Here is a 22786-nt window from a genome sequence, read left to right on the forward strand (position 1 = left end):
CTGACGCGATCGGCGAACAGCTCGCGGGTCAGCGGGCCCATCTGGAAGTTGGTCAGGGTGCCGTAGCAGTCGAAGGTGATGTACTTGGGGCGCATGAAGCTCATGAAAGGAGTCCTGAATGTTAGTTGATAAAAGCGACGAAGCGTCGCAGCACCACAAGGTCATTACAGCACCGAGCACTCAGCAGATGGGGTTAAAAGCTCAATCCGCTCGATACTAAAAGACAATCTTTCAGGGCAATCTCAGCAGACTCTGCGGAGTGGCTTCACATTACAAAATTGCGCCCGGAACGCATTTTTCGCAGGCTTGCACAAATACCAAGGGCGCCCATCGTGGCGCCCTTGATACTCATCGCAGCAGAATCAACCAATGTCGATAAGCACACTTTTGTGTCGCTGATTGGCTTCGAACGCCTCGCTGCCCAAATCCTTGCCGATGCCCGAACGTTTGTAGCCCCCGGTCGGCAGGACATGATCGTCGCTGCGCCCGTATCGGTTGACCCACACAGTGCCGACCTCAAGACCGCGGACCAGGCGTAAAGCACGATTGAGGTCGGATGTGTGCACTCCGGCTGCCAAACCATAGGTGGGGTGTTCGGCCAGCTGTAGCGCCTGCTGCTCGGATTCGAACGACTGGATGGTCAGCACCGGACCGAACACCTCTTCGAGCACCGCCGGGTTGTGGCTATCGGCGATGCTCAATAGGGTGGGCTGGTAATAAGCGCCGCCAAGGCCATCGATTGACCCGCCGCCCTCGAGCACTTCGGCACCGGCCTGGCGCGAACGCTGAACGATCTCATCGATACGTTCGGCCTGCTGACGCGAGATGATAGGCGACAGGCTCGTATGTGCCGACCAGGTATGGCCGGGGCGCAGCTCTCGGAAATACTTCTGCAGGTACTCCACAAAAGGCTCGAGAATTGAGCGTTCGATAATCAGCCGAGAACCGGAGACGCAGACCTGCCCTGCGTTTCCGCTAATGCCCTTGGCAACGCTGAAGGCTGTCTTGCGAAGATCCGAAACATCGGCGAACACCAGCTGCGGACTTTTGCCGCCAAGCTCGAGGGTAACCGGTTTGGGGCCGAATCTGGCGCAGGTCGACATGATGCTCGACCCAGTGGTGGTTGAACCCGTGAAGGTCACCTTGCTGATTCGAGGGTGTCGGCACAACGCATCCCCAGTGAGCCGGCCGTCGCCCTGGACCACATTGAAGATGCCCGGCGGGAGGCCCGCCTGCACTGCCAGCTCGGCGTAGCGCAGGACGGAAAATGGCGTCAGTTCGGACGGTTTGAGAACAACGGCGTTGCCTGCCGCCAGTGCGGGAGCGACCTTCCAGTTGGCCATGCTTAGCGGGAAGTTCCACGGGGCGATTGCACCGATCACCCCATATGGTTCGGCGATCTGCATGCCGAGGCGGTCGCGCTGGGTGGCCGCCACCTGACCACCGTGCTTGTCCGCGAGCTCGGCAAAGAAGCGCAGCACTTCGGCTACGTAGGGAATATCCCAGCCCAGAACATCCTTATGTGGACGCGTCGAGCCGACCGCCTCTAACGGCGCCAGCGTCGCCGCATCAGCTTCGATCAGATCGGCCCAGCGGCGCAGCACGCGGCAGCGCTCGCGCGGCGGACGGCTCGACCAGTCGCTGCGGCAGAAGGCCTGCCAGGCGTTCTCCGCTGCCTCATCAACCAATGCTACATCGGCAACCGGCAGCGGTGCGTAGTACTGGCCATCGGAGGGGCGCGCCACATCCAGCCCCGGAAGGCCGTCGCGGTATTTGCCACCGATGAAGTGGGCACTACGAACCTTGACGGTGCTAGGATCGAAGCTGTTCATAAAGGACTCCAGGATGAAGAGTTGGCACCGGCTCGGTGCGTATGGGACCAGACCTCCATCCTAGGAAACATTGCCCGATAGATGCTGCCGACCTTTCCCTTCATTTGAGCAGTAGCTGCGGCTTGTCGAGGCGCTATTTATGGAATCTGCCGAAACTCTCTTCGGGCCTGGCAGCAGCTGCGTCTAGACACCTTAGCTGCGCCATTACTGAAGGTCCATCCATGGTGGACGACAAGCTCGAACCTGCATCCAAATCGCTGTAAGAACCGCGCCGACATTGCACCCCATCAGTCCCGACTTGATCTGGTCAAGTAATTTTGGACACCGGTTAAGGTTCATGCCGCTGCCCTGAGCTTTTCCTCCATGGCTACCGGCGTCTCGTAGCCGTTGTAGCTGTGGAGGCGCTTGAGGTTGTAGCGCATCAGATAAGCCTGGATATCCACTCGTGCCTGTGCTTCGGTCTCATAACCCTCCGCTGGCATCCATTCTGATTTCAACGCGCCGAAGAATCGCTCCATGGCTGCGTTATCCCAGCATTGGCCACGATGGCTCATGCTCTGGCTCAAGTTGTACTCATCGAGTGCCGCCCTGAATTTGTGGCTGGTGTACTGACAGCCCTGGTCTGAATGAAACATTACACCCGTCGGCCTGCCTCGCGATTCGGCAGCCATGCGAAGGGCGTTACAAGCCAAATTAGCGTCTGCAATCATTGAGAACGCCCAACCCACTACTCGACGGGCATAGAGGTCAATCACAGCGGCCAGGTACAACCAGCGCCTGCCAACCTGGATGTAGGTCACATCGCCACACCAAACCTCATTGATCGTCGAAACCTTGAAATTGCGCTTCAGCTGATTTTCCGCGATCAATGATTCCGCCCCGATGACCGATACCGGTGCGGCCTGCGCTGCTTGCACTTCAGGCCAGCTTCACGCATTAACCCGCGCACCTTGTATCGTCCGACTTCATGATCTTCTCGCCGCAACTCCTGCACCAGCGTCCGCGAGCCAGAGGCACTTCGCGAGGCGTTGAAGTTCTTGATTACCAGCAGGCGCAGAGCATCTTTGGCCGGGTCTTCACGCCCTTGCCGTTTGCGCCATGCATAGAAACTGCTGCGCTTGACCCCAAGCACGCGGCAGCAGTCGATAACAGGGTATTGCTCACTCAGCTCGTTGATCAGCGAGAACGATCTTTGGAGTCCCGAAGCAGAAGAGCACTGGCCTTCCTAAGAAACACCATCCGCCGGGCGCAGCGTGAAGCCAAACTCAGCTGCACGCCGGTATAAACCTTTTACCACTCGCTCCCGATATTTTTGCTCGTAGTGATCTGCTCCTGGGTCTTGATAATTCATGCCGAAACGCATGGCGTTGTAGAACAGGATGGCGATCTTTCGCGCGGTCGCCGTGACTGCCTTGGCTTTACCGATTCGAGCCGCGAGACGTCGATAGAACGCACCCAATGCCGTATTGGTTCTTCCGACGGTCACTGCTGCTAGCCGCAAGTGGGCGGTCACTCGATTTTTGGTTTTGCGGGTATGGGCCGAAAGCACCTTGCCACCGCTTATGCGGCAGCCGGGGGCGAGCGTTAGCCAGGAAGTAAAGTGGTGGCAGGTACGCCATCGGCTTAGATCCGTGCCGCACTCAGCGACCAATCGCAGGGCCAGATAAGGGCCGATGCCGTGGATCTGCGTCAGATCGACCCCGACCAATTGATAGAGCAAGGTACGGACATCGAAGTTGAGCGCATTGGGTTGCCGTGTGTTGTGGCGTGGTTTTGGCAACGGCTCGGAGGGAGTTACCTTTTGCTGCGAGAGTGTCATCAAGGTTTGTGCAATCTGCTGGTCACAGACAACGAGTTGCGCTTGATAGGCGTCATACATGGACAGCGCTTGAGTTAAGGCGAATATGTGCTCGGGCTGGTAGTTACCGACCAATGACGCCTCAATGACATCAATACCAGCCTTGCAGCGTTTGTCACTCATCGCCGCTAACGAAGAGGGATTGCGCTCACCAGCGACAATAGCCCGGATTATCCGCATGCCCGTCAATCCGGTGATATCGGCCACGACGTGATGCAATTGCAAGTTCATGTGCGTGAGGGCTTTTTGCATGTGCTGGATATGTGCGGCGCAATAGTCGAGATGACGCTCCCGTAGCCTCAAATAGCTGCGCAAGGCTGAAATCTCGCGATTCGGGTGAAAACTGGCTCGCAGCAAACCGCAGGCATGGAGTCGTTGTATCCACTGCGCATCATTCACATCGGTTTTACGCCCTGGCACGGCGCGAGCCTCGCGGGCGTTGGCCAGTACCACCTGAAGACCATGCGCTTCCAAAATCTCGTAGACGGGAATCCAGTAAACGCCGGTCGACTCCATCGCGACGGTAGTGATGCCGAGATTGACCAGCCAGTTGGCCATGCGCTCCAGATCAGCAGTAAACGCCTGGTAGGTTTGAACAGACTCTTTGGCCAAGTCGGCGGGAACGGCCACCACATGAAAGCGTGAGCCAACATCGATGCCAGCTGCGCGATCATGAATAACCGGTAACCCTCGCTGCTTTAGATCGTGCCTTTTCATGAGCACCTCCAGTCAAGTTGAACTGGACGGGGACTCGGATCAAATCACCTTCCTAAACGGGGTCACGGTACGCGCCACCACTAACGGGTCCGCAGCTTCCCCTGGGTCAAGTTTTTTGACGGGGACTTAGCCTCCAAAAAGCCAGCGACCACTGTCCAGTGGGATCAGTGTAGAACGCAGTGTTTCTAGTCCAATGGGCCGCGGAGCGCCGGGGAGGCGGTTTTTTAGAATTTCGATATCCCGATCTTTTTGCCGAACCAGCGCCTCAAGTTCTTCGATTCTCTGCTGCTCCGGCGTGATCGCTTTGGCTCCGACCGGAACCTTGCCCGCTCTCTCTTCACGCACCTGCTCAACCCAGCGACGGAGGGCCGTAGGCCCCAGCCCAAGGGCTGCGCAGACTTCAGGAACTGACTGGCCACCGTCCAGCACCATTTCGGCAGCTTGGACTTTGTATTCTCTTGAGTAAGATTTACGCACTGATTTTGCCTCTAATTGGGCGCCATCATAGCGCCCGATGAAGGTGTCCAAAATCATTAGGCCAGTTCAACTTGACTCTCCGTTTGCGATGGAGCTCAGCGGATATCCACGCTGATCGAGCGGTTGTCGCAGTACGATCCGACTGGCAAATTTCTCGATGCCAATACTCTCCTCTAGCAACCGATTGTTCGCGTTGTGCGGTCCCCGACAAGCTCCACACCGACGAACATTCTCGCGCCGCGTACGTCGCCTAGCCGTCGCAGGCAGGTGTGTGACCGCGGTCGGCCATGAATCCGAGATCCGACGTAGTCATCAGGTCGTAACGGAAGCACGACGAGACGTGCATCATCTGTTCCGGCCCACAGCCAAGGCGATCGAACATACCGCGCACTCTGCCCGCATCTTTAGCGTACCAACCGCTTAGTCGGCAGTGCCGTATACCTCGGCCAGATCCCGCAGGTCCCAGTTGCCGCCGCTCAGTACTACACAAACCTTCTCATCCGGCCGCACTTTGACCACGCCCGCCAACAGGGCGCCGATGCCGATCGCAGCGGCGGGTTCGGCAATCAGCTTCGCGTCCTTGGCTAGGCAACGCATGCCTTCGATGATGTGCTGGTCCTCGACCAGGACGATCTCGTCGACGTAGCGCTCGATGATCGGGAAGGGGTTCCGACCCGGCACGCTCAAGCGCAAGCCGTCGGCAATGGTGTTCAGCAAAGGCAGCGAGGTGCGCTCTTTGTTCAACCGGCTGTGATAGTACTTGGGAGTCAAGGCAGGTTCGGCCCCGACCACCCGCACCGACGGCTTGGTTTCCTTGATGGCGGTGGCGATGCCCGAGATCAAACCGCCGCCGCCCATGGGAACGATGACGGTATCCACATCCGCAAGGTCCTCGAGGATCTCGCAGCCGATGGTGCCCTGGCCCGCCATGACCAGCGGGTCTTCGAAGGCATGGACGGGCACATAGCCGTTCTCCTCGGCGATTTCGTAGACCCTTTTCCAGCGGGCAGCGTTGTCGCCATCAAAGAGGATCACTTCCGCACCGAGGGCTTCGGTATTAGCGATCTTGATCTTCGGGGTCATCACCGGCAGCACCAGGATGGCTTTCACCCCTAGCATGCGCGCGGCGTAGGCAAGCCCCTGGGCGTGATTGCCGGAAGAGGTGGCAATGATGCCGTTGGCGATCTCTTCCCTGGGCAGCGAGAGCGTTTTGTTGAGCGCGCCGCGAATCTTGAACGCTCCAGTGATTTGCAGGGTTTCGGGCTTCAGATAGAGCTGGCATCCGGCGGCCTTCTCTATCTTCTCCGCGCGCAGCAGCGGCGTATGTTTGATATGGGGTTTCAGGCGCTCCTGAGCTTCTCGAATGTCCTGAATGGTTGGATGGTCGCGCATATGATGTCCTCTCTCCTATTGCCCAAAATCACGCTTTAAAGAAACACAAAGAAGGTTCCAACGTTACTTTCCACTGCATTGCGATAGATTTTTTCGGCTGTGGTGTTGTCCTGGATGGCCATGCCGGTGGAGTCGAAGATGGTGATTTCCTCATCGTTCTCCCTACCTGGCTTGGTGCCCAGCAGAATCTCGCCGAGTTCACCGTGGATATCGCTCAGGCCGATGGTCTTCGCGTCCAGCGGATGCCAGACCTCCCCTTTTTCGATGCACTGCGAGGTCGAGTCAGTGACGATCTTGGCGTTGCGGAATATCTCAGGCTCGAACTCCTGCTTGCCTTTCATATCCGTGCCGATAGCGACGATATGAGTGCCAGGCTTAACCCAACTGGCTTCCACCAGCGAGCCCTTGCCACGGGTGGTAGTGATGAGGATGTCGGCCTGCTCGACCGCTGCCTTCTTCGATTCACACAGGATCACCGGAATACCGAACTCCTCTTCGATATCCACCTTGAAGCGCTCGCGCGTCTCCGAGCTTCTGCTCCAGGCATAGATCTCCTCGATCTGCATCACCAGGCTGATTGCGCGAACTTGCATCCGCGCCTGGTTGCCGGTGCCAATGCAGGTAATTTTTCTGGCGTTCTTTCTTGCCAGCACCTTGACCGAGACGGCACCCGCGGCGCCGGTTCTGAGACCGGTGAGCAGGCTGCCATCCATCATGCAGATCAGCGCGCAGTTCCTGGCATCGAACAGCAGCACGCTGCCCATCCCGTTGGGCACGCCATACGCGGTCGGGTTGTCGAGAAAGCCGCCGGAAGAGGCCTTCATCGAGATGATTTCATTGGTTTTGCAATAACCGACTTTGAAGTCGATCTCACCGCGCGGCTCAGGCAGATGTATGCCGATATAATCGGGCTGTACCACCTGTCCGGCGCTGAAGGCCTTGTAGGCCTCCTCCACCGAACCGATGACCTCCTCCATGGATATCAATCTGCCGACTTCCGCTTTATTAAGTAGCAGGGTTTTCATCTGCCGGACCTCACTATTCTCTGATTGGGCGACCTTTATTGACCGGGTTTACGCACGCAGCATCGATGTTGGGCTGCTCGCCCTGGTCGGCGCACGTAGTGCGACACTACAGTGCCGACTTTCTGTAAGTATGCTGGTGAGCACTCGGCAGAAAGTTTCGAATGCAAGGGCGAATACGCTATTCCCGCATCCTTTCCCCTCTATAGACAAAAGCTAACGCTTCGCTGCTGCGCCCCATCATCCCGCCAGGCCATAGCCTCTTCTGCATGGAGGGAAGGGATGCAGAGGCTCAAAAACCTGCTGCGCCAGCGCCGCAGCAGAAACTTCCAGTCCCCCTTTGGAAAACACCCGATTCTGCGATCGCACACGGCCAATACGACAGCCCCTTTGGGGTGCAATGCCTAAAATAGGATCAGCGCAACGGTATGGGTGACTGCCGAAGCCTGTCTGCCGCGCCGAATCAAGCGACGAGGCAAACTCAATTTCGATCATCCGATTGATGCACCCCAATCCGCTCATCGGCGTACCCAACGTGGCCTTGTAGCTCGCCAGCTTTATTCGCTGCAAAGCCCTAACAGCAACAGGTTCAGGCCAGGAGAACATAATGCCGGCTCCCTTGATCACCATGCAGTCCAGTCCGGAGCTTCCGAATAGCGCTGATGTCGTCATTATCGGAGGTGGCATCATCGGCGTATGCGCCGCCTACTTCATGGCCCGTCGCGGCATGAGCGTTGCCTTGGTGGAGAAAGGCCGGATCGGCGCCGAGCAGTCGAGTCGCAACTGGGGCTGGTGCCGCCAGCAGAACCGCGACGCGCGCGAATTGCCCCTATCGACCCAGAGCCTCAAACTGTGGGAGGAGATCAGCGCCGACCTCGGCGAAGACCTTGGTTTTCGCCGTTGCGGGCTGTTCTATCTGTCGGATGACCAGGCCGAACTGGATGGCTGGGCCAAATGGCGTGACTTCGCCATCACACAGGGGGTCACCACCAATATGCTAAGCAGTGCCGAAGCCACCCAACGTGGCGCGGCGACCGGCAAGCCCTGGCTGGGCGGGGTGTTCTCGCCCTCCGATGGCATTGCCGACCCGTCGCGGGCTGCACCGCTGATCGCCAAGGGCGTCATCAAGCATGGCGGAACAATCCATCAATTTTGCGCCGCCCGCGGTATTGAGACCGAGGCCGGCCACGTATCGGGGGTTATCACCGAAAAAGGCGTGATCAAGACCCGCCAGGTGGTGATGGCCGGCGGCGCTTGGGCTTCCTCTTTCTGCGCACAGCTGGGAATTCGTTTCCCGCAGGCCTCGGTGCGCTCCTCCATCCTCTCGGTAATGCCAGGTGTACAGGGGATTCCCGACGCGCTGCATACCAGTGAGGTGACCGTCACTCGGCGCGGCGACGGCGGCTACACACTGGCCATTTCTGGACGTGCCTGCGTGGATCCGACGCCACAACAACTACGCTTCTCCTCGTACTTTCTGCCGATGTTCGCCAAACGCTGGCAGATGCTCTCACCGGGTGACCTGCAGGGTTGGCAATACGGCCACGAAACGCGCCGCAAATGGGCACTCGACCGCCCCACACCGATGGAGCGGGTGCGCATTCTCGATCCGCGCCCGTCGGAATCGATACTGCGCGATACGCTGGCCCGCGCGCGCCGACTACTGCCCGTCTTGGGCAGCGTCCCGATTCAAGCCGGCTGGGCCGGGTACATCGACAGCACCCCCGATGGCGTACCCGTCATCGATGAAGCGCAAAACCTGCCCGGCTTCATTCTGGCCGCAGGCTTTTCGGGGCATGGCTTCGGCATCGGCCCCGGTGCGGGGCGCCTGATTACTGAACTGGCGATAGGTACAACTCCCTTTGTGGACCACACGCAATACACACTCACTCGCCTGAACAAAGGAGTCTGGGGGAAGGTTTCCGAGTTCTGATCTTCTTTCTTCGTTATTCGGCGGGAGCTTCGCTCCCGCTTTTTTTTGTCTGTTGCGAGCCCGCCTTCGAAAAGCCGCCCCCCCTCCCCCGCAGACCTTTCCTCGCACTCGGCTCGACAACGCTTGGGCAACCTAGAACTTTTTCCGAAAATCTGGAGGCCCCTTACATGGCACGCTGGTTAAGCGTTCATCCCGAAAAAATAGCCGAAATTTGCTGCCGACATTGCCCTCGATTTGAGCCATAGATGCGGTCGATCAGGCGATCTTTTATGCAATCTACCGAATTGCGTTCGGCCTATTGTCAGGCCTCTCAGCAACTGCGATACAGCCGCTACCAGAGCAATAGGAAGGGCTCCATTCACCTCCCTCACTTACCCTGGAGCAGTTCACTGGTCTGCCAAAAACGTTGTCCGCTGTAGGGGCAACGGACACTAATAAAAACTCAATGGAGTAACCCATGAACGTTGTGAAACACAGTTGTCTTGCCCTGGCAGTCACCGCCACGGCCTCGCAATTGGCTATCGCCAGCCAGCAAGAGGAAGCCAAGGGTTTTATAGAGGACAGCAGCTTGAACCTGCTCAACCGTAACTTCTACATGAACCGCGATTTGCGCAACGGCGGCAGCAACAGCCAGGGCAGCAACGGCGCCAAGCCGGCCAGCGAGCGCAATGGGTACCGCGAAGAGTGGGCACAGGGCGCCATGTTGAACTTCGCTTCAGGTTTCACTCAAGGTACCGTCGGCTTCGGCACTGATGCCTTCGCTTACGGCGGGGTCAAATTGGACAGCGGTCGGGGGCGAGTCGGTAATGGCCTGCTACCCATCAGCAACAACCGAACCTCCGATGCAAATGTGCCAGACTCATACGGTGAGATTGGCGGAGCAGTGAAAGTGCGGGTCTCCTCCACTGTGCTTAAGTTCGGTGAACAGCGCCCGACTGCACCTGTATTCGCTATGGGTGACAACCGCCTGTTGCCAGAAGTGGCAACCGGTTTCCAGGTGTCGAGCAAAGAATTCGATGATCTTTTTCTCGAAGCTGGCCATTTCACTGCGTACAACGGGAGAAACTCCACTAACTCGAATGATAAACTGATCACCAGCTACGCAGGTGTCGAGGCGGACAGCGTCGACTTCCTTGGTGGCTCCTATATGGTCAGCGAAAACCTCCGCCTGATGGCCTATACCAGTCGAGCCGAAGAGGTCTGGCGCCAGTATTTCGGCAGCGCCTCCTACACCCTTCCTTTGGCAGACAAGCAATCGTTGAACTTCGGTTTGACCGCCTACAAGACCAGCGACGAGGGCGAGGCGCGCGCCGGCAAGATCGACACCACCAGTTGGTCGGCCAAGGCAGCCTACACCTTCGGGCCGCACAAACTCACACTTGCCTATCAAAAAATTGATGGCGACGAGACCTTCGACTATATCGGCGTGGACTCGATCTGGCTGGCGAACTCGATTCAGTACTCGGATTTCAATAGCCCCAATGAGCGGTCCATGCAGGTCCGCTACGACATCGACATGGCCAGCTTCGGGGTACCTGGTCTCACCCTGATGACTCGCTACGTAAAAGGTGACCAGATCGACTTCACCAAGGCCGATCCCTCGGGCGCATACTTCCGCGCCGGTGCAGACGACGAGAAGCACTGGGAGCGCAATATCGAGGCCAAGTACGTGGTCCAGTCAGGTTCGGCCAAGGACCTCTCCTTCCGTTTGCGCCAGGCCACCCACCGCTCCAGCTCATATGAAAGCGACGTGGACGAAGTGCGTCTAATCATCGAGTATCCGTTGAGTATTCTGTAAAGGTTCTGCGGTCGGATCCTCTGAAGTCTTAGTGCACACTCCCTCAGTTTTAGGCGCCCAATCGGGCGCCTTTTCACTCTGTCTGATCTTGCAAAAGATCTCTTCGTTGCCTCTCACAAGAACAAACCTCCAAGTACTTATTGCTGATAGCACGTGGCGTTCAAGTCAAAAATTGGGCTGTTGGAGCTTTCAGTTGGGGAATCTGCCGAATTGAGCGCCGCCCCTTGTCAGGCCTTTGCGCAAGTGGGATACAAGCTCCAACGTCGATGATTTTTTCGCACCGATCAGCCATTCACGGAGACCTGTCATGTCCGTCTCGCAGAAACCCTCTTATCGCTTTCGCCCCTTTACCCCAGCCGATTTAATGGAGGCCCACGCATTGTCGGTCCAGTTGAAATGGCCTCACCGCCTGGAGGACTGGGCGATGTTGCAGCGCGTCGCCGAGGGTTTCGTCGCCGAAGACGGCGAACGTCTGATCGGCACCGCATTCACCTGTCCACAGGGCGCATACGCCACCATCGGCCTGGTTATTGTCAGTGACGATTACCAAGGGCAAGGCATTGGTCGCAAACTGATGGACCTGGCACTCGAGGCCTCCAGTCCGCGCACGGCCATCCTCAATGCCACACTGGCCGGGGTCCCGCTTTATAGCAGCCAGGGGTTTGTCGAGTTCGGTCAGGTCCAACAGCATCAGGGCCAGGCGCAAGCCGCCTGCCTGCCTACCCTGCCAGCCAATGAACGGTGCCGGCCATTGACCGTAGCCGACCGGCGCCGTCAACTCGAACTGGCTAACGCCGGCAGCGGTCTGGATCGTGCGAGCGTGCTCAACGACCTGTTCGATGTCATTGAGCACGCAGTCGGCATAGAGCGTGATGGTCAACTGTGTGCTTTCGCCATTCAACGCGCCTTCGGTCGCGGCCACTGCATCGGCCCGATCATCGCGGAGAATCCTCGACAAGCCCAACACCTGATAGCCGCGTTAGTGGCCCAGGTGCCCAATGAATTCATTCGCATTGATGTTCCGACAGACAGCGGTCTGTCCGACTGGCTCGAAACCGCAGGCCTGAAACAGGTCGACAAAGTCGCGCAAATGGCTCGCGGAACCCCACCTCAGGCTGTCGGCGGCGTTAATCAGTTCGCGCTGGTTAGCCAGGCCATCGGCTGACCCTCCCACACCTCTCGCCTTGCCCACCCCTACCAGGAGAACGCAGATGTCACTACCCACCACCTTGCTGCTGGCACGCGCCGACGGCAATCCTGTCTCAACCACATTCACCGCTGGCCCCCTGGACGCGGGAGACCCTTTCGGTGCGCAGCGAAAAACGGCCTATGCAAGTGCAGGAGAAATCGCTGCGGGCCTGATCGAGGCCAGCGGACAATTCACCGTTGACGAGTACCCTTATGTCGAAATGATCGTGGTCCATTCTGGACGGGTCATCCTGCAGAGCCTGGGCACCACGTTGGAACTCGGCCCAGGTGCCAGTGCCGTTATTGGCCGCGGTTCGCCACTTCAGGTGCAAGCGCAGGCGAACTCCCGTTGGGCATTCTGCGCTGATCTCCAAGATGTCGGCGAGGACCGCCCTGGACTCACCGCACTCGACTCGCTCGCGGCACTCTCGCCCTCCCGGGGTCTGGACGCCGAGATTCTACTCAGCCCTGCGCCGCAATGCCGCTCAAATAATATGTTCATCGAAGAATCGGCCAATCTAAATATTGGTGTCTGGGACTCAACGCCCTACACCCGCCGGGAGCGCCCGCACAAAGTGCATGAGCTGATGCATTTGATCGAAGGCAGTGTCACCCTGCAAGCAGCCGACGGGAGCGAGCTGACGATCAACACCGGCGATACGGTTTTCGTGCCCAAAGGCGTGCCATGCGCATGGAAGAGCACTGTCTACGTTCGCAAATTCTACGTCGTTAAGTAAACGCAGACAGGATTGGGTGCCCGAGAACGCGATAACACCGGTGCACCCTTCGCAATCGGCTCAAACGAGCTTGAGGAATAGCGCTTCGCCAGGGATGTCTGTGTTCGCATCGTTCCTACGCCTGGACTCTTACCTCGTCAGCATTAGGCTCTGCCGATTACTCCAATCTGATTGTACTGGCAATGGTAATTGCAGCATCACGCATAGATATCAGGAACGGTTCGGGCTGGCCATCTGGATGGAAAGCCAGATTTACAGCACACCGAAACAGCATTGACACAAAGTTTTCAGTGCAAAAAAAGCAGATTATCCTCCACAACCTTAAAGAACAGAAAATTATCGCTGGATAGCTTTGGTATTTTATTGAAGAGGACAGTATCTCCGTGCGCAGCACGGCGATATCCTGATGAAGTACACCGCCCAGGCCAGGTTCGGATATTTGCTCCAGCGGCATTCAAGTGTCGCAAGGCAGGCAACCCTATGCTGCTCGCAGTGCCTATTACTATTCTAATGGAGCTAGTTGGATGACAATACAATCTTTGAACACCTACAGCGTTAATCCTGAAACGTTTCACAAGCTTTACATTAATGGTAATTGGTCAGCCCCTGCAGTTCCCACAAGTGTGCCGGTGGTGAACCCAGCAAACGAAACCGTTGCCGCTCAGGTCGCGAGCGGATCAGCCAAGGATGTCGATCGAGCCGTAGCGGCTGCGCGTGCAGCTTTTCCGGGTTGGTCTGCTACATCGGCAGAATCGCGTGCACTTATCATAGGAAAAATTTATGATCTGATCCTTGAAAGAAAGGAAGTGCTTGCACAGGCCATTTCTCTCGAGATGGGAGCAGCCATCAGTTCCGCAAGGGCCATGCAAGTTCCATTGGCGGCCGAACACGTTCGCGTCGCACGTGATTTGCTTTCTACCTATCGTTTCCAAACGGTTGAAGGCGGCACAGCGATCGAGCGCGAACCCATAGGCGTCTGCGGCCTCATCACTCCGTGGAATTGGCCGCTTTATCAGATTACCGCCAAAGTCGCGCCTGCTATTGCGGCCGGATGCACAGTGGTTTTGAAACCAAGCGCACTGTCACCTCTGAGCGCGCTTCTTTTCGCACAACTGGTGCACGACGCAGGCCTTCCACCGGGCGTGTTCAACCTAGTTAATGGTAGTGGCTCCGAAGTCGGCACAGCCATGGCGGCGCACCCCGATATCGATATGATTTCAATTACCGGTTCAAATCGCGCGGGCGCTCTGGTCGCACAGGCTGCCGCGCCTACGGTGAAGCGCGTCACTCAAGAGTTAGGAGGCAAGTCACCGAATCTGCTGCTTCCCGATGCAGACTTTGCCAAAGCCGTTCCGCTGGGAGTGATGTCTGCGTTTCGCAACGTCGGACAATCGTGCAGCGCACCGACAAGAATGATCGTTCCGAAGGACCGGCTGGCGGAAGTTGAGTCGCTGGCTGCTGCAACCGTGGATGCGATCATCGTTGGTGATCCACAGTCCGAAGATACGGTACTCGGGCCCATTGCCAATGAGGCCCAGTTCAACCGCGTGCAGTTGATGATCGAGGTTGGCCTGAATGAAGGCGCAAAACTCGTTTGCGGTGGACCAGGACGTGTGCTGGGTTATAAAAAGGGCTTCTACACCCGTCCGACTGTGTTCTCGGAGGTTAACTCCGCCATGCGGATCGCTCAGGAGGAAATTTTTGGTCCGGTGCTGTGTATCATTCCGTATGACACGATCGATGAAGCGGTTGCTATCGCTAACGATACGATCTACGGGCTAGGTGCGCATGTTCAGGGGCAGGACCTTGATCTTGCACGAGCCATTGCATCTCGTATCCGCGCAGGCCAAGTGCATCTGAATTACCCGGCCTGGAATCCGATGGCTCCATTCGGAGGCTACAAGCAATCAGGTAATGGTCGTGAGTACGGTGTCTACGGCTTTGAAGAGTACCTGGAAACCAAAGCAATTATTGGATTTGGCTGATTATTTCCGTGACAGTTGACTGTACCGTGAGTCAACGTAAACAGTGCGCCTTAATGCCACCAGCCTGCACGATGGCACTGTGTGACTGGCCGCCAGTGATGCACGCCATGGAGGCCAAACACAAAAGCAACACGAGATACGAGCGGTTTGGTCCGCGCAGTTGACCTGGGCCATAACCGACTCACGTTATTCGGGAGTAATGAAAAATGGGTGTTTTTGACTGGAAACACTGGATCGTCCTGCTGGTCGTCGTGGTCCTGGTGTTCGGCACCAAGAAACTGAAGAACTTCGGCGGTGACCTGGGCGAATCGATCAAGGGCTTTCGCAAAGCCATGAACGAAGAAGAAAGCAAGTCGGCCGAGCAGCCCCCACTGTCTGCTCAGCCTGTGTCGCCAATGCAAACCACACAACAGCCAACCACCGCAACACATCAGGGTCACATCATCGAAGGCCAGGCACAGCCAGCTCAAGGGCCACAACGGAGAGACTAACCCATGTTCGGCATCAGTATCAGCGAGCTGCTGCTCGTCGGCCTGGTCGCCCTACTGGTGCTCGGCCCCGAGCGCCTGCCCGGTGCCGCGCGTAAGGCAGGCTTGTGGATCGCTCGGCTCAAGCGCGGCGTCAGCAGCATCAAGATGGAAGTGGAGCGCGAAATCGGAGCCGACGAAATTCGCCGCCAGCTGCACAACGAGCACATCCTGCAGATGGAAGAGGAAGCCAAGCGCATCCTCAACCCGATGACGCCACCGGCGCAGCCCCCCGCCGGGCTCGAAGCCAGGCCAGCCGCAACAACGGCCACCCGGGCAACGCCTTTTGAACCGCCTCAACCGCCGCGAGCCCCATGAGCGAGAATCCGGAACACGACCAGCCAATACCGCTGGTTTCGCACCTGACCGAACTGCGCATTCGCCTGTTGCGCTGCGTTGCCGTCATTTTCCTGATCTTTGCCGGGCTGTTCCCCCTCGCCCAGAAGATCTACACCTTGGTCTCCGCGCCGCTGCGCGAACACTTGCCGGCCAATGCGACAATGATCGCCATCGATGTGGCCTCGCCGTTCCTCACCCCGTTCAAGTTGACCATGATCGTCTCGCTCTTCCTGGCGATCCCGTTCATCCTCCAGCAGATTTGGGGTTTTATCGCGCCAGGGCTGTACCGCCATGAAAAGCGCATCGCCATTCCACTGCTGGTGTCGAGCATCTTCCTGTTCTATGCCGGCATGGCCTTCGCCTATTTCCTGGTGTTCCCGCTGATCTTCGGCTTCTTCGCCAGTGCCACGCCGGACGGTGTGTCGATGATGACCGACATCGCCAGCTACCTCGACTTCGTGATGACGCTGTTCTTCGCCTTTGGCGTAGCCTTCGAAATCCCGGTGGCGGTGGTGCTGCTGGTATGGATCGGCGTGGTCGACGTGAAGTACCTGAAGAAGATTCGCCCCTATGTGATCATCGGCTGCTTCGTGGTCGGCATGGTCCTTACCCCCCCGGACATCTTCTCCCAGACCCTGTTGGCAGTGCCCATGTGGCTGCTGTTCGAGGTCGGCGTACTGTGCAGCAGCCTGATTCGCAAGCGCAGCGCCCACGACGAAACCGCCAACGACCTTAACGACCAACCGCCAGCGACCCAACCGTGAACCTGTTACTTCTTGAAGAGGCCGACTTGGTCTCGGTCGACGGCATCGTTCTCGCTAAGGAAACTCCGATCAAGTCAGTACAGGCCGTCTGACCTGTGCTGAAATAGCCTCCCGTTCAGCCAACCTCCACGAGCCTTGCCCATCAACCAGATGAGCTTTCCGATTTCGAGTACGCTGGTAAGCGAAAACAGACCCGCCGTGAGCGCTTCCTGGGCGAGATGCAGCAGGTCGTGCCGTGGCGCGGGTTGGTCGCGTTGATCGAGCCGCACTATCCAAAGGCAGGTGGCGGTCGCAAGCCTTATCCATTAGAAACGATGCTGCGTATTCATTTGCTGCAGAACGGGTTTCCGCTGGGCGATCCGGCGATGGAAGAAGCGTTGTGTGAGATTACCTTCATGCGCCAGTCTGCGCGGTTGACACTCAGTGCCCCGATCCCCGAAGTCACGACGGTAATGAATTTCCGGCACTTGCTGGAGAAACAAAAATTGGCTGCAGGCTTCCTGGAGACCATCAACGCCTCCCTGCAAGACAAGTGGCTGTCGTTGCGCCAGGGTACGATTGTCGATGCCACGATCAAGGCAACTTCTTAGATTCTCCCAAGACACTTAAAAATACTTTATATCTCTGAATGTTATAGTCCAGTTTTAATAACGCCCAAATCCGTCGCGTTCAAAACATGCCCGCGGAACATACCGAATGGTCGCTGGTCATCACAATTGGATTGTAAAAAACGATCTAGTGAAATCAGGCTCGCTTGACAGAGGCCAAGGACTGCCGCCCCCGCCAGCGATTCTGGGACGAACGCAGCAGGAGGCTGTGTGCCATGATCTCGATCCGAAGCTCCTATCACCCTATCGAAGTCGCGATCCTTTGGTGTGACCTCGTCGATCATGCAGAAGAGATTCTCCAAGTCGATCTTTCCTTGCCAGGGAGCCTGCTCAGGCATTTTCCGCAATGGCCGCTGCTTCATAAATCAATCGAGTGCATCAACGACGCCATCGGCTGCGGCGATCTACCCGCGACTTATCTGGGTTGCCCTATGACAACCGCCATCCAGATTCACCGCGAGTTTTGCTGTGTACGGCGTGCAGACTTGCTGGTTTGGTTCATGCGCAATTTCCCAGATCAGAAGCCCGCCTTCCTGTTTTCTTCAAATTTGGATCACGCGGAATGCATCAGCTTGAATACGCATCTGGTTCAGCAAGCAGACCTCCAGGCGTCGCAGCGCATCATTGAAAAGCTGCGGGAGGAGCTCAAAGCTACCACCGAAGAAATGACCGCGCTCGTCAATCTCAACAGAGAGCTGTCAGAGAAGCTGAATGCCTGCGGGATCCCCTCCGAACTGTCCGAAGGCACGCACAACCTGCTGGTCGGCGCGTTGCTGGAAGTCACATTGGGCAAATCGAAAAGCGGTCAGAGGCAATCGATCTATCCGAGCCAGGCAGCTCTGGTCGAGGCTATCACCCGTCGATTTCCCGGGATGGGAGGCCTGAGTAAACACACCATTGATCGGAGATTTGCCAACGCTCGCCGTCATTTGGCTCAAGCTCTACCGGGTTGACGTCGTATAGCCAGGCAATGGCGAGCATTGCCTGGCAATGATTTTTCTCCCCGCCGGTCCTTGACTGACTGTCACATCCCACCACGCGCCACCTGGCGCTAAGGAGTGACATCATGCAACCGACCAGCCCTGCCCCCCTGCCTGCCGACCGCCATATCATGCGCCGCGATGAAGTGGAGCAGAAAACCGGCTTCAAACGTTCACACATCTACAACCTGATGAAGGCCGGCCAGTTCCCGCAGTGCCGGCGGATCGGCACCCGTGCCGTCGGTTGGGATTCGCTGGAAATCGAGCAGTGGGTGCAAGACCGGCTGTCCAGCGGGGACTGAATCATGGACGTCCTTTCGCTGATCTCGACCAAGGGCGGCGCGGGCAAGACCACCGTCGCCGCCAATCTAGGTGGGTTGCTCGCCGATGCAGGCCTGCGAGTATTGCTGCTGGACCTGGACAGCCAGCCAACGCTGTCCAGTTACTACGGCTTGCGCGAACCCCGTGAAGCGGGCAGCTATGAACTCCTCGCGCAGGGGCTCACAACGCCAGAGTTGGTGATTTCCGCCACCGTTATTCCACACCTGGACCTGATCGTGTCCAACGACCGGGCTGGGCACATCAGCACTCTGCTCTTGCACGCAGCCGATGGCCGATTGCGGCTGCGCAATCTGCTGTCCGCCTTCGAAAATCTCTATGATATATTGATCATCGATACCCAGGGTGCGCGCAGCGTGGTGGTCGAGATGGTGATTCTGGCCACCGATTGTGCGCTGTGTCCGGTCCCGCCAGAAATGCTCGCCGCTCGCGAACTGCGCCGGGGCACGCTGGGGTTGTTCGAAGAGTTGGAGCCCTATCGCTACCTGGGCTTCCCCTTGCCCTCAGTGAAGCTGCTGCTCAATCAGGTCAATGCCAATCGCCGCGACACCCGCTTGATCATGCAGAGCCTGCAAGCTTCCTTCCAAACCGATCCGCATGTCAGCGTCTGCACCACGACGATTCCCGACCGCGTGGCCTATACCAATGCCGCTTCGCTGGGGCTTCCCGTGCACCGAGTGGACCCTACGCCCCCCTCCGGCAGCCGCAGTCCGTGCGCTGCCACGGTGATGCGCGCGCTGGCCGTCGAGCTCTTCCCTCAGTGGACCGAACAGCTTCTTGGCTTGGATGCACGCTATTCAGGCCCACGGTCTGCTGCCGGACACGTGCTGGTCCGTCGCGGCTAAACGGAGGATGGGTAATGAAGCCGCCAACGTCCGAAGACATTACGCGTCAGCTGCAGCAGGCACATTTTCCACAAAACCCCGGCCGCGAGGTTTCGTCCGTACCGATCGCCGATACCCCGATTGTGGTCAGCCTTGAGCAACTGCGCCCGTATGAGCTGAACCCACGCGTGGTGCGCAACCCTATTTACGACGACATCAAGGCTTCGATCCGCGAACGCGGGCTGGACCAGCCGCCTTCCATCACCCGCCGTCCTAACGAACCGCACTTCATCATCCGCAACGGTGGCAACACGCGCCTGAGTATCCTTGGCGAACTCTGGCAGGAAACCCGCGAAGAACGGTTTTTCCGCATCCACTGCCTGTTCCGGCCTTGGCAGTCCGAGGCGCATACATTGCTCGGGCACCTGGCCGAAAGCGATCTGCATGGCCAACTCACCTTCATTGAGCGGGCACTGGCGGTTGCGCAATTGCAGGGCATGCTTCAGGGGCCAGATGAACTCTTGAGTCAGCGTGAGCTTTCTTCACGCCTGAGCCAAGGCGGTTACCCGATCTCACAATCGCAGATCAGCCGCATGTTCGACACGCTTGAGTACCTATTGCCTGCTATCCCGCAGATGCTGTACGCCGGCCTTGGTAAACCTACCATCGCTCGGCTTATCAGCTTGCGGCGCCGGACGGAGTCAATTTGGAACCAGCATTTCGGCGACGCTTTACAGTTCGTGCAACTCTGGCTCGAAATACTGTCGATGTATGACGGAGAAAAGCCCGAGCTGGACGCGGGCGAGTTGCAGGACGAACTGCTGGCCAGGATGTCGGTGATCCTCAAGCAGACACCTCGACTGCTGGCCCTGGAGTTGCACCAAGAACACCAACCTTCGCCGCTTCAGTCGAGTCCCGCCCGGCCCCTGCTCCAAGATCTACCAATCGATGCACCGCCGCAGTCGGTTATCGAAGGCGTGCCCAAATCAGCGACGGAGTCGCCCAACCCAGATCAGAACGCTAGTGGCGACGACACCAGTCCATTGCAAGCACCACGTCTCCCCGACATCCGCCAGGCACTGAGTGACGAACCGTCGTTCGCTGAAGGGTCAGATGACCTTGAGGCCGTGCAGGTGCAGGGGGACTCGCTGGCACTCCAGGTTCAGGCAGAGGATAACCTCAGTGCCTTGCGTAAGCGCTGCGCCGAGTTGGCATCCGAACTCGCCAGGTATGCCGATGCCACTGCCATGGTCAATCCACACACGGATGGCCTGGGCTTTACGCTAGCACCCGAACATGGCGAGCAGATGAGTGCCCGTCACACCGGCATTCAACTGCTGCTATCAGCGCTGCTACGACTGCAGGACGACGTGAGCTGGAAAGAGCGCCAACAGTTACCCGCCGCCCTTTTTGGACAACTGCTGATTGGCGCCTATGACCTGCCCTTTGCCGAGCGCCCGGCCCTGACGGTGGGCCTCGAGCGGCTCCCCGACGCCCAGCTTGAGCAGCTGTTCACTCTGATTCGCCACGCTCGGCAGCTGATTGAACTGACGCTGTCGACCACTCGTTAACGTGAGGAGCTGCCTCATGACCACGACCTTCAATCTGTTGAACCATGCCATGTTGAATCAGGTGCTGCATGAGCTGCGCCATGGCCGACTGCAGCGCTGCAAAGCCCTGGGGCTGGCCGATGAGGACATCGAGGTGTTGCAGTCGCTGCCGCCGACCACCCTTTCGCACCTGGCGCATTCGTCGATCGCCTGGGTCGAAGTAAAGGTTGATACCACGGTGCTGCGTCGCCTCATTGCCCAAGCCGAACGTGACGAGCAGAACGAGCGGTTGATCAACCGCGCGCTCAAGCTGGGGGCGAGCTCCAACATCATGTACCGCTGCTTCGGTCTGGACCACTCGGAAACCGCCTTGCGCCGGCGCGTGCTGAAAATCGAGACCCATCGCGGCCGACCGGTTCAGCTTAGCGAGGCCCAGGAGCATGCGGTGTGGAACCGATGGAGCCAGCTGCGGGCGGAGGACCCTGACAACGACCCGCTGGACACGATGATGATGCTGGCCGAGGAGCAACACATCACCCTGACCCTGGTCTGGCAGCAGGTCGAACTGTACGGAGGTGCACCGTGCTGAGTTTCTACGAAGTCGATTGGCAGGACGTGGTGCGCCAGTGCTACGACGCACTGCGCCGGCGGAATGAATGGCAGGCTGCGCAGGCCAAGCTGGCCGACACCGGCGAGGCCCCTGCGGTGCGCACTATCTACTACGGCGACAATAATCCGTTGCCGATGGCGCTGCTGCTGGATCGTCGACTGACACCCTTGGAGCGCAATACCTGGCAGGTGCTGCGCTGGCTCATCACCGAGCGCAAGGTCAGAACCCCGCGCTACCAAGACCTGCAACCGTATCTGGCCACCAGTCCGTGCGGCACTCAAGCCTCACGCGAGACCATTGCCCGCGCACTTAACGTCTTGCGCACCACCCGCTGGCTCAGCCTGGTCGACCGCTCACGTGATGCCCAAGGCTGCCTGCGTGGCTGTGTCTACGTGCTGCACGGCGATCCGTTGACTCCGGCCGAGCAGCTTGAACTCGACAACGGCTACGCGCCCCTGCTGCAGCAGAATCTCAGCCATGCCAACAAAGGCGTGCGGGATGTGACGCAGCACGTCATTGAAGAAATTCAGGCCGATACGCAGGTGGCCCAGGTCGACAAGGACCGGCTAGTTGCCGCAGTGCCGCCGTTGCAACAGCAGACGCTGCCGCTGACGTGCGGCAATGCGGAGAATTCCGAACCTGGCGAGCACCACCCCGTTCGGGATTCTGGCGCCGCCCTGTCCGATTCCGAACCTTGTGGCAATGCACCGGTTTCAGCTGGAGTTCGGGATGCCGACGTTGGCCGTACAGTACGGAAAGACAAAAGCAAAAAAAGTACGGTACTGGCGCAGGTGGAATTTGGCCGAGCGCGATGGCCCGAAGACTTACCGCTGAACCCGACTGAGCGACGCATGGCCTCCCAGGCAATGCGTCAGCTCGAGCCGGAACAGCAACAAGCGGTAATCAATGAAGCAGCGGTGCGCTGTGCTCGCGGAGAGATCCGCAAACCGGTCGCCTACCTGATGGGTTTGATCAAGCGTGCATGCCAGGGCGAATTCACCTTGTGGGCCGCCCGCGCCGATGCGTCGACCTCGGCGCCCACCCCTTCGCGGGCGTCCACGCCGCAGCCAATCCCGCGGCCACCCAGCGAACCATCACGCCGTAGCGGCCAGCGTACTGCCTCGCCCCTCGCCCTTTCCTGTCTTGAGGAACTGAAACAACGCTGTCGCGGGGTCAGTGCACCGACGTAGGTTGGACGTCGGTGGAATCAATGCCTCTGCAATCATTTCCAGAGACGTCCACTGCCGGAAAAATGCGACCTGATCAGCTTCGTGTTGATGCTCGTAGGCCTTCACGGACCAGCCCA

Annotated in this window: 22 protein-coding genes and 3 pseudogenes; 15 read left to right on the forward strand and 10 right to left on the reverse strand. The window is 58.2% G+C overall.

Annotated features, from left to right (window positions below):
* The 10 genes and pseudogenes from ACF8FB_RS10025 to ACF8FB_RS10070 all read right to left on the reverse strand — a co-directional run.
* Window positions 1–104, reverse strand: a pseudogene (locus tag ACF8FB_RS10025) (haloacid dehalogenase type II); the annotation flags it as partial.
* A 258-nt stretch (window positions 105–362) separates the two neighbouring features.
* Window positions 363–1832, reverse strand: coding sequence for an aldehyde dehydrogenase (locus tag ACF8FB_RS10030; RefSeq protein WP_367250828.1), 1470 nt, complete (start codon window positions 1830–1832; stop codon window positions 363–365).
* Between the two features lie 335 nt (window positions 1833–2167).
* Window positions 2168–2749 (reverse strand): IS3 family transposase, encoded by a 582-nt coding sequence (locus tag ACF8FB_RS10035; protein WP_392511263.1) that lies wholly within the window; start codon window positions 2747–2749, stop codon window positions 2168–2170.
* On the reverse strand, window positions 2698–2964 hold the full coding sequence (locus ACF8FB_RS10040) for an IS3 family transposase (RefSeq protein ID WP_367250832.1): 267 nt from the start codon (window positions 2962–2964) through the stop codon (window positions 2698–2700). The genes ACF8FB_RS10035 and ACF8FB_RS10040 overlap by 52 nt, the downstream gene beginning before the upstream one ends.
* Before the next feature lie 93 nt (window positions 2965–3057).
* Complete coding sequence (locus tag ACF8FB_RS10045) at window positions 3058–4407, reverse strand: IS110 family transposase (protein ID WP_367250833.1); 1350 nt, start codon at window positions 4405–4407, stop codon at window positions 3058–3060.
* A gap of 126 nt (window positions 4408–4533) precedes the next feature.
* Window positions 4534–4941 (reverse strand): transposase, encoded by a 408-nt coding sequence (locus tag ACF8FB_RS10050; protein ID WP_367250834.1) that lies wholly within the window; start codon window positions 4939–4941, stop codon window positions 4534–4536.
* Window positions 4942–5155: 214 nt separating this feature from the next.
* A pseudogene (locus tag ACF8FB_RS10055) lies at window positions 5156–5266 on the reverse strand (haloacid dehalogenase type II); the annotation flags it as partial.
* Between the two features lie 38 nt (window positions 5267–5304).
* Complete coding sequence (locus tag ACF8FB_RS10060) at window positions 5305–6276, reverse strand: threonine/serine dehydratase (RefSeq protein ID WP_367250835.1); 972 nt, start codon at window positions 6274–6276, stop codon at window positions 5305–5307.
* Window positions 6277–6311: 35 nt separating this feature from the next.
* On the reverse strand, window positions 6312–7301 hold the full coding sequence (locus ACF8FB_RS10065) for an ornithine cyclodeaminase family protein (protein ID WP_367250836.1): 990 nt from the start codon (window positions 7299–7301) through the stop codon (window positions 6312–6314).
* A 237-nt stretch (window positions 7302–7538) separates the two neighbouring features.
* Window positions 7539–7928, reverse strand: coding sequence for a hypothetical protein (locus ACF8FB_RS10070; RefSeq protein ID WP_392511264.1), 390 nt, complete (start codon window positions 7926–7928; stop codon window positions 7539–7541).
* Here ACF8FB_RS10070 and ACF8FB_RS10075 point away from each other — a divergent pair.
* The 15 genes and pseudogenes from ACF8FB_RS10075 to ACF8FB_RS10145 all read left to right on the forward strand — a co-directional run bounded on the left by ACF8FB_RS10075 (window position 7906) and on the right by ACF8FB_RS10145 (window position 22670).
* Entirely contained in the window at window positions 7906–9231 is a 1326-nt protein-coding gene (locus tag ACF8FB_RS10075) for an NAD(P)/FAD-dependent oxidoreductase (protein ID WP_367250839.1), read from the forward strand. The genes ACF8FB_RS10070 and ACF8FB_RS10075 overlap by 23 nt on opposite strands.
* 457 nt (window positions 9232–9688) lie before the next feature.
* On the forward strand, window positions 9689–11029 hold the full coding sequence (locus tag ACF8FB_RS10080) for an OprD family porin (RefSeq protein WP_367250841.1): 1341 nt from the start codon (window positions 9689–9691) through the stop codon (window positions 11027–11029).
* A 307-nt stretch (window positions 11030–11336) separates the two neighbouring features.
* Window positions 11337–12194: a GNAT family N-acetyltransferase gene (locus ACF8FB_RS10085; RefSeq protein WP_367250843.1), complete on the forward strand. Its 858-nt coding sequence runs from the start codon at window positions 11337–11339 to the stop codon at window positions 12192–12194.
* Between the two features lie 46 nt (window positions 12195–12240).
* Complete coding sequence (locus ACF8FB_RS10090; protein WP_367250845.1) at window positions 12241–12954, forward strand: cupin domain-containing protein; 714 nt, start codon at window positions 12241–12243, stop codon at window positions 12952–12954.
* Window positions 12955–13478: 524 nt separating this feature from the next.
* Window positions 13479–14939 carry an aldehyde dehydrogenase family protein gene (locus ACF8FB_RS10095; protein ID WP_367250847.1) on the forward strand — a complete coding sequence of 487 codons (1461 nt, stop codon included), beginning with the start codon at window positions 13479–13481 and terminating at the stop codon, window positions 14937–14939.
* 206 nt (window positions 14940–15145) lie between these two features.
* Window positions 15146–15430, forward strand: coding sequence for a twin-arginine translocase TatA/TatE family subunit (locus ACF8FB_RS10100; RefSeq protein ID WP_367250849.1), 285 nt, complete (start codon window positions 15146–15148; stop codon window positions 15428–15430).
* A 3-nt stretch (window positions 15431–15433) separates the two neighbouring features.
* Entirely contained in the window at window positions 15434–15784 is a 351-nt protein-coding gene (tatB, locus tag ACF8FB_RS10105) for a Sec-independent protein translocase protein TatB (protein ID WP_367250850.1), read from the forward strand.
* The gene (tatC, locus tag ACF8FB_RS10110; protein ID WP_367250851.1) at window positions 15781–16569 is read left to right on the forward strand and encodes a twin-arginine translocase subunit TatC; all 789 of its coding nucleotides are present in this window, start codon (window positions 15781–15783) and stop codon (window positions 16567–16569) included. The genes tatB and tatC overlap by 4 nt, the downstream gene beginning before the upstream one ends.
* Window positions 16570–16778: 209 nt before the next feature.
* Window positions 16779–17144, forward strand: a pseudogene (locus ACF8FB_RS10115) (transposase); the annotation flags it as partial.
* 248 nt (window positions 17145–17392) lie between these two features.
* Window positions 17393–18130 carry a hypothetical protein gene (locus ACF8FB_RS10120; RefSeq protein WP_392511265.1) on the forward strand — a complete coding sequence of 246 codons (738 nt, stop codon included), beginning with the start codon at window positions 17393–17395 and terminating at the stop codon, window positions 18128–18130.
* Between the two features lie 113 nt (window positions 18131–18243).
* A complete protein-coding gene (locus tag ACF8FB_RS10125; protein ID WP_367250853.1) occupies window positions 18244–18459 on the forward strand; it encodes an AlpA family transcriptional regulator in 216 nt (71 codons plus the stop codon).
* 3 nt (window positions 18460–18462) lie between these two features.
* Complete coding sequence (locus ACF8FB_RS10130; RefSeq protein WP_392511266.1) at window positions 18463–19341, forward strand: ParA family protein; 879 nt, start codon at window positions 18463–18465, stop codon at window positions 19339–19341.
* A 14-nt stretch (window positions 19342–19355) separates the two neighbouring features.
* Entirely contained in the window at window positions 19356–20891 is a 1536-nt protein-coding gene (locus ACF8FB_RS10135) for a ParB family protein (RefSeq protein WP_367250855.1), read from the forward strand.
* Window positions 20892–20907: 16 nt separating this feature from the next.
* Window positions 20908–21459, forward strand: a complete 552-nt coding sequence (locus ACF8FB_RS10140) for a DUF2857 domain-containing protein (protein WP_367250856.1) — start codon at window positions 20908–20910, stop codon at window positions 21457–21459.
* Window positions 21453–22670 carry an STY4528 family pathogenicity island replication protein gene (locus ACF8FB_RS10145; protein ID WP_367250857.1) on the forward strand — a complete coding sequence of 406 codons (1218 nt, stop codon included), beginning with the start codon at window positions 21453–21455 and terminating at the stop codon, window positions 22668–22670. Before ACF8FB_RS10140 ends, ACF8FB_RS10145 begins: the two co-directional genes overlap by 7 nt.
* Window positions 22671–22786 lie beyond the last annotated feature (116 nt).

Origin of the sequence: Pseudomonas sp. yb_2 (assembly GCF_043103905.1) — a bacterium.
Classification (GTDB): domain Bacteria; phylum Pseudomonadota; class Gammaproteobacteria; order Pseudomonadales; family Pseudomonadaceae; genus Aquipseudomonas; species Aquipseudomonas alloputida.

What these genes read in the sequence shown, in the direction of transcription:
- ACF8FB_RS10070 (WP_392511264.1), bottom strand. Translation starts at nt 7,928, where the DNA reads ATGGTGATCAAGGGAGCCGGCATTATGTTCTCCTGGCCTGAACCTGTT.
- ACF8FB_RS10080 (WP_367250841.1), top strand. Translation starts at nt 9,689, where the DNA reads ATGAACGTTGTGAAACACAGTTGTCTTGCCCTGGCAGTCACCGCCACG.
- ACF8FB_RS10120 (WP_392511265.1), top strand. Translation starts at nt 17,393, where the DNA reads ATGATCTCGATCCGAAGCTCCTATCACCCTATCGAAGTCGCGATCCTT.
- ACF8FB_RS10130 (WP_392511266.1), top strand. Translation starts at nt 18,463, where the DNA reads ATGGACGTCCTTTCGCTGATCTCGACCAAGGGCGGCGCGGGCAAGACC.
- ACF8FB_RS10095 (WP_367250847.1), top strand. Translation starts at nt 13,479, where the DNA reads ATGACAATACAATCTTTGAACACCTACAGCGTTAATCCTGAAACGTTT.
- ACF8FB_RS10060 (WP_367250835.1), bottom strand. Translation starts at nt 6,276, where the DNA reads ATGCGCGACCATCCAACCATTCAGGACATTCGAGAAGCTCAGGAGCGC.
- ACF8FB_RS10045 (WP_367250833.1), bottom strand. Translation starts at nt 4,407, where the DNA reads ATGAAAAGGCACGATCTAAAGCAGCGAGGGTTACCGGTTATTCATGAT.
- ACF8FB_RS10050 (WP_367250834.1), bottom strand. Translation starts at nt 4,941, where the DNA reads ATGATTTTGGACACCTTCATCGGGCGCTATGATGGCGCCCAATTAGAG.
- tatC (WP_367250851.1), top strand. Translation starts at nt 15,781, where the DNA reads ATGAGCGAGAATCCGGAACACGACCAGCCAATACCGCTGGTTTCGCAC.
- ACF8FB_RS10075 (WP_367250839.1), top strand. Translation starts at nt 7,906, where the DNA reads ATGCCGGCTCCCTTGATCACCATGCAGTCCAGTCCGGAGCTTCCGAAT.
- ACF8FB_RS10085 (WP_367250843.1), top strand. Translation starts at nt 11,337, where the DNA reads ATGTCCGTCTCGCAGAAACCCTCTTATCGCTTTCGCCCCTTTACCCCA.
- ACF8FB_RS10100 (WP_367250849.1), top strand. Translation starts at nt 15,146, where the DNA reads ATGGGTGTTTTTGACTGGAAACACTGGATCGTCCTGCTGGTCGTCGTG.
- ACF8FB_RS10135 (WP_367250855.1), top strand. Translation starts at nt 19,356, where the DNA reads ATGAAGCCGCCAACGTCCGAAGACATTACGCGTCAGCTGCAGCAGGCA.
- ACF8FB_RS10030 (WP_367250828.1), bottom strand. Translation starts at nt 1,832, where the DNA reads ATGAACAGCTTCGATCCTAGCACCGTCAAGGTTCGTAGTGCCCACTTC.
- ACF8FB_RS10125 (WP_367250853.1), top strand. Translation starts at nt 18,244, where the DNA reads ATGCAACCGACCAGCCCTGCCCCCCTGCCTGCCGACCGCCATATCATG.
- ACF8FB_RS10090 (WP_367250845.1), top strand. Translation starts at nt 12,241, where the DNA reads ATGTCACTACCCACCACCTTGCTGCTGGCACGCGCCGACGGCAATCCT.
- ACF8FB_RS10140 (WP_367250856.1), top strand. Translation starts at nt 20,908, where the DNA reads ATGACCACGACCTTCAATCTGTTGAACCATGCCATGTTGAATCAGGTG.
- ACF8FB_RS10065 (WP_367250836.1), bottom strand. Translation starts at nt 7,301, where the DNA reads ATGAAAACCCTGCTACTTAATAAAGCGGAAGTCGGCAGATTGATATCC.
- tatB (WP_367250850.1), top strand. Translation starts at nt 15,434, where the DNA reads ATGTTCGGCATCAGTATCAGCGAGCTGCTGCTCGTCGGCCTGGTCGCC.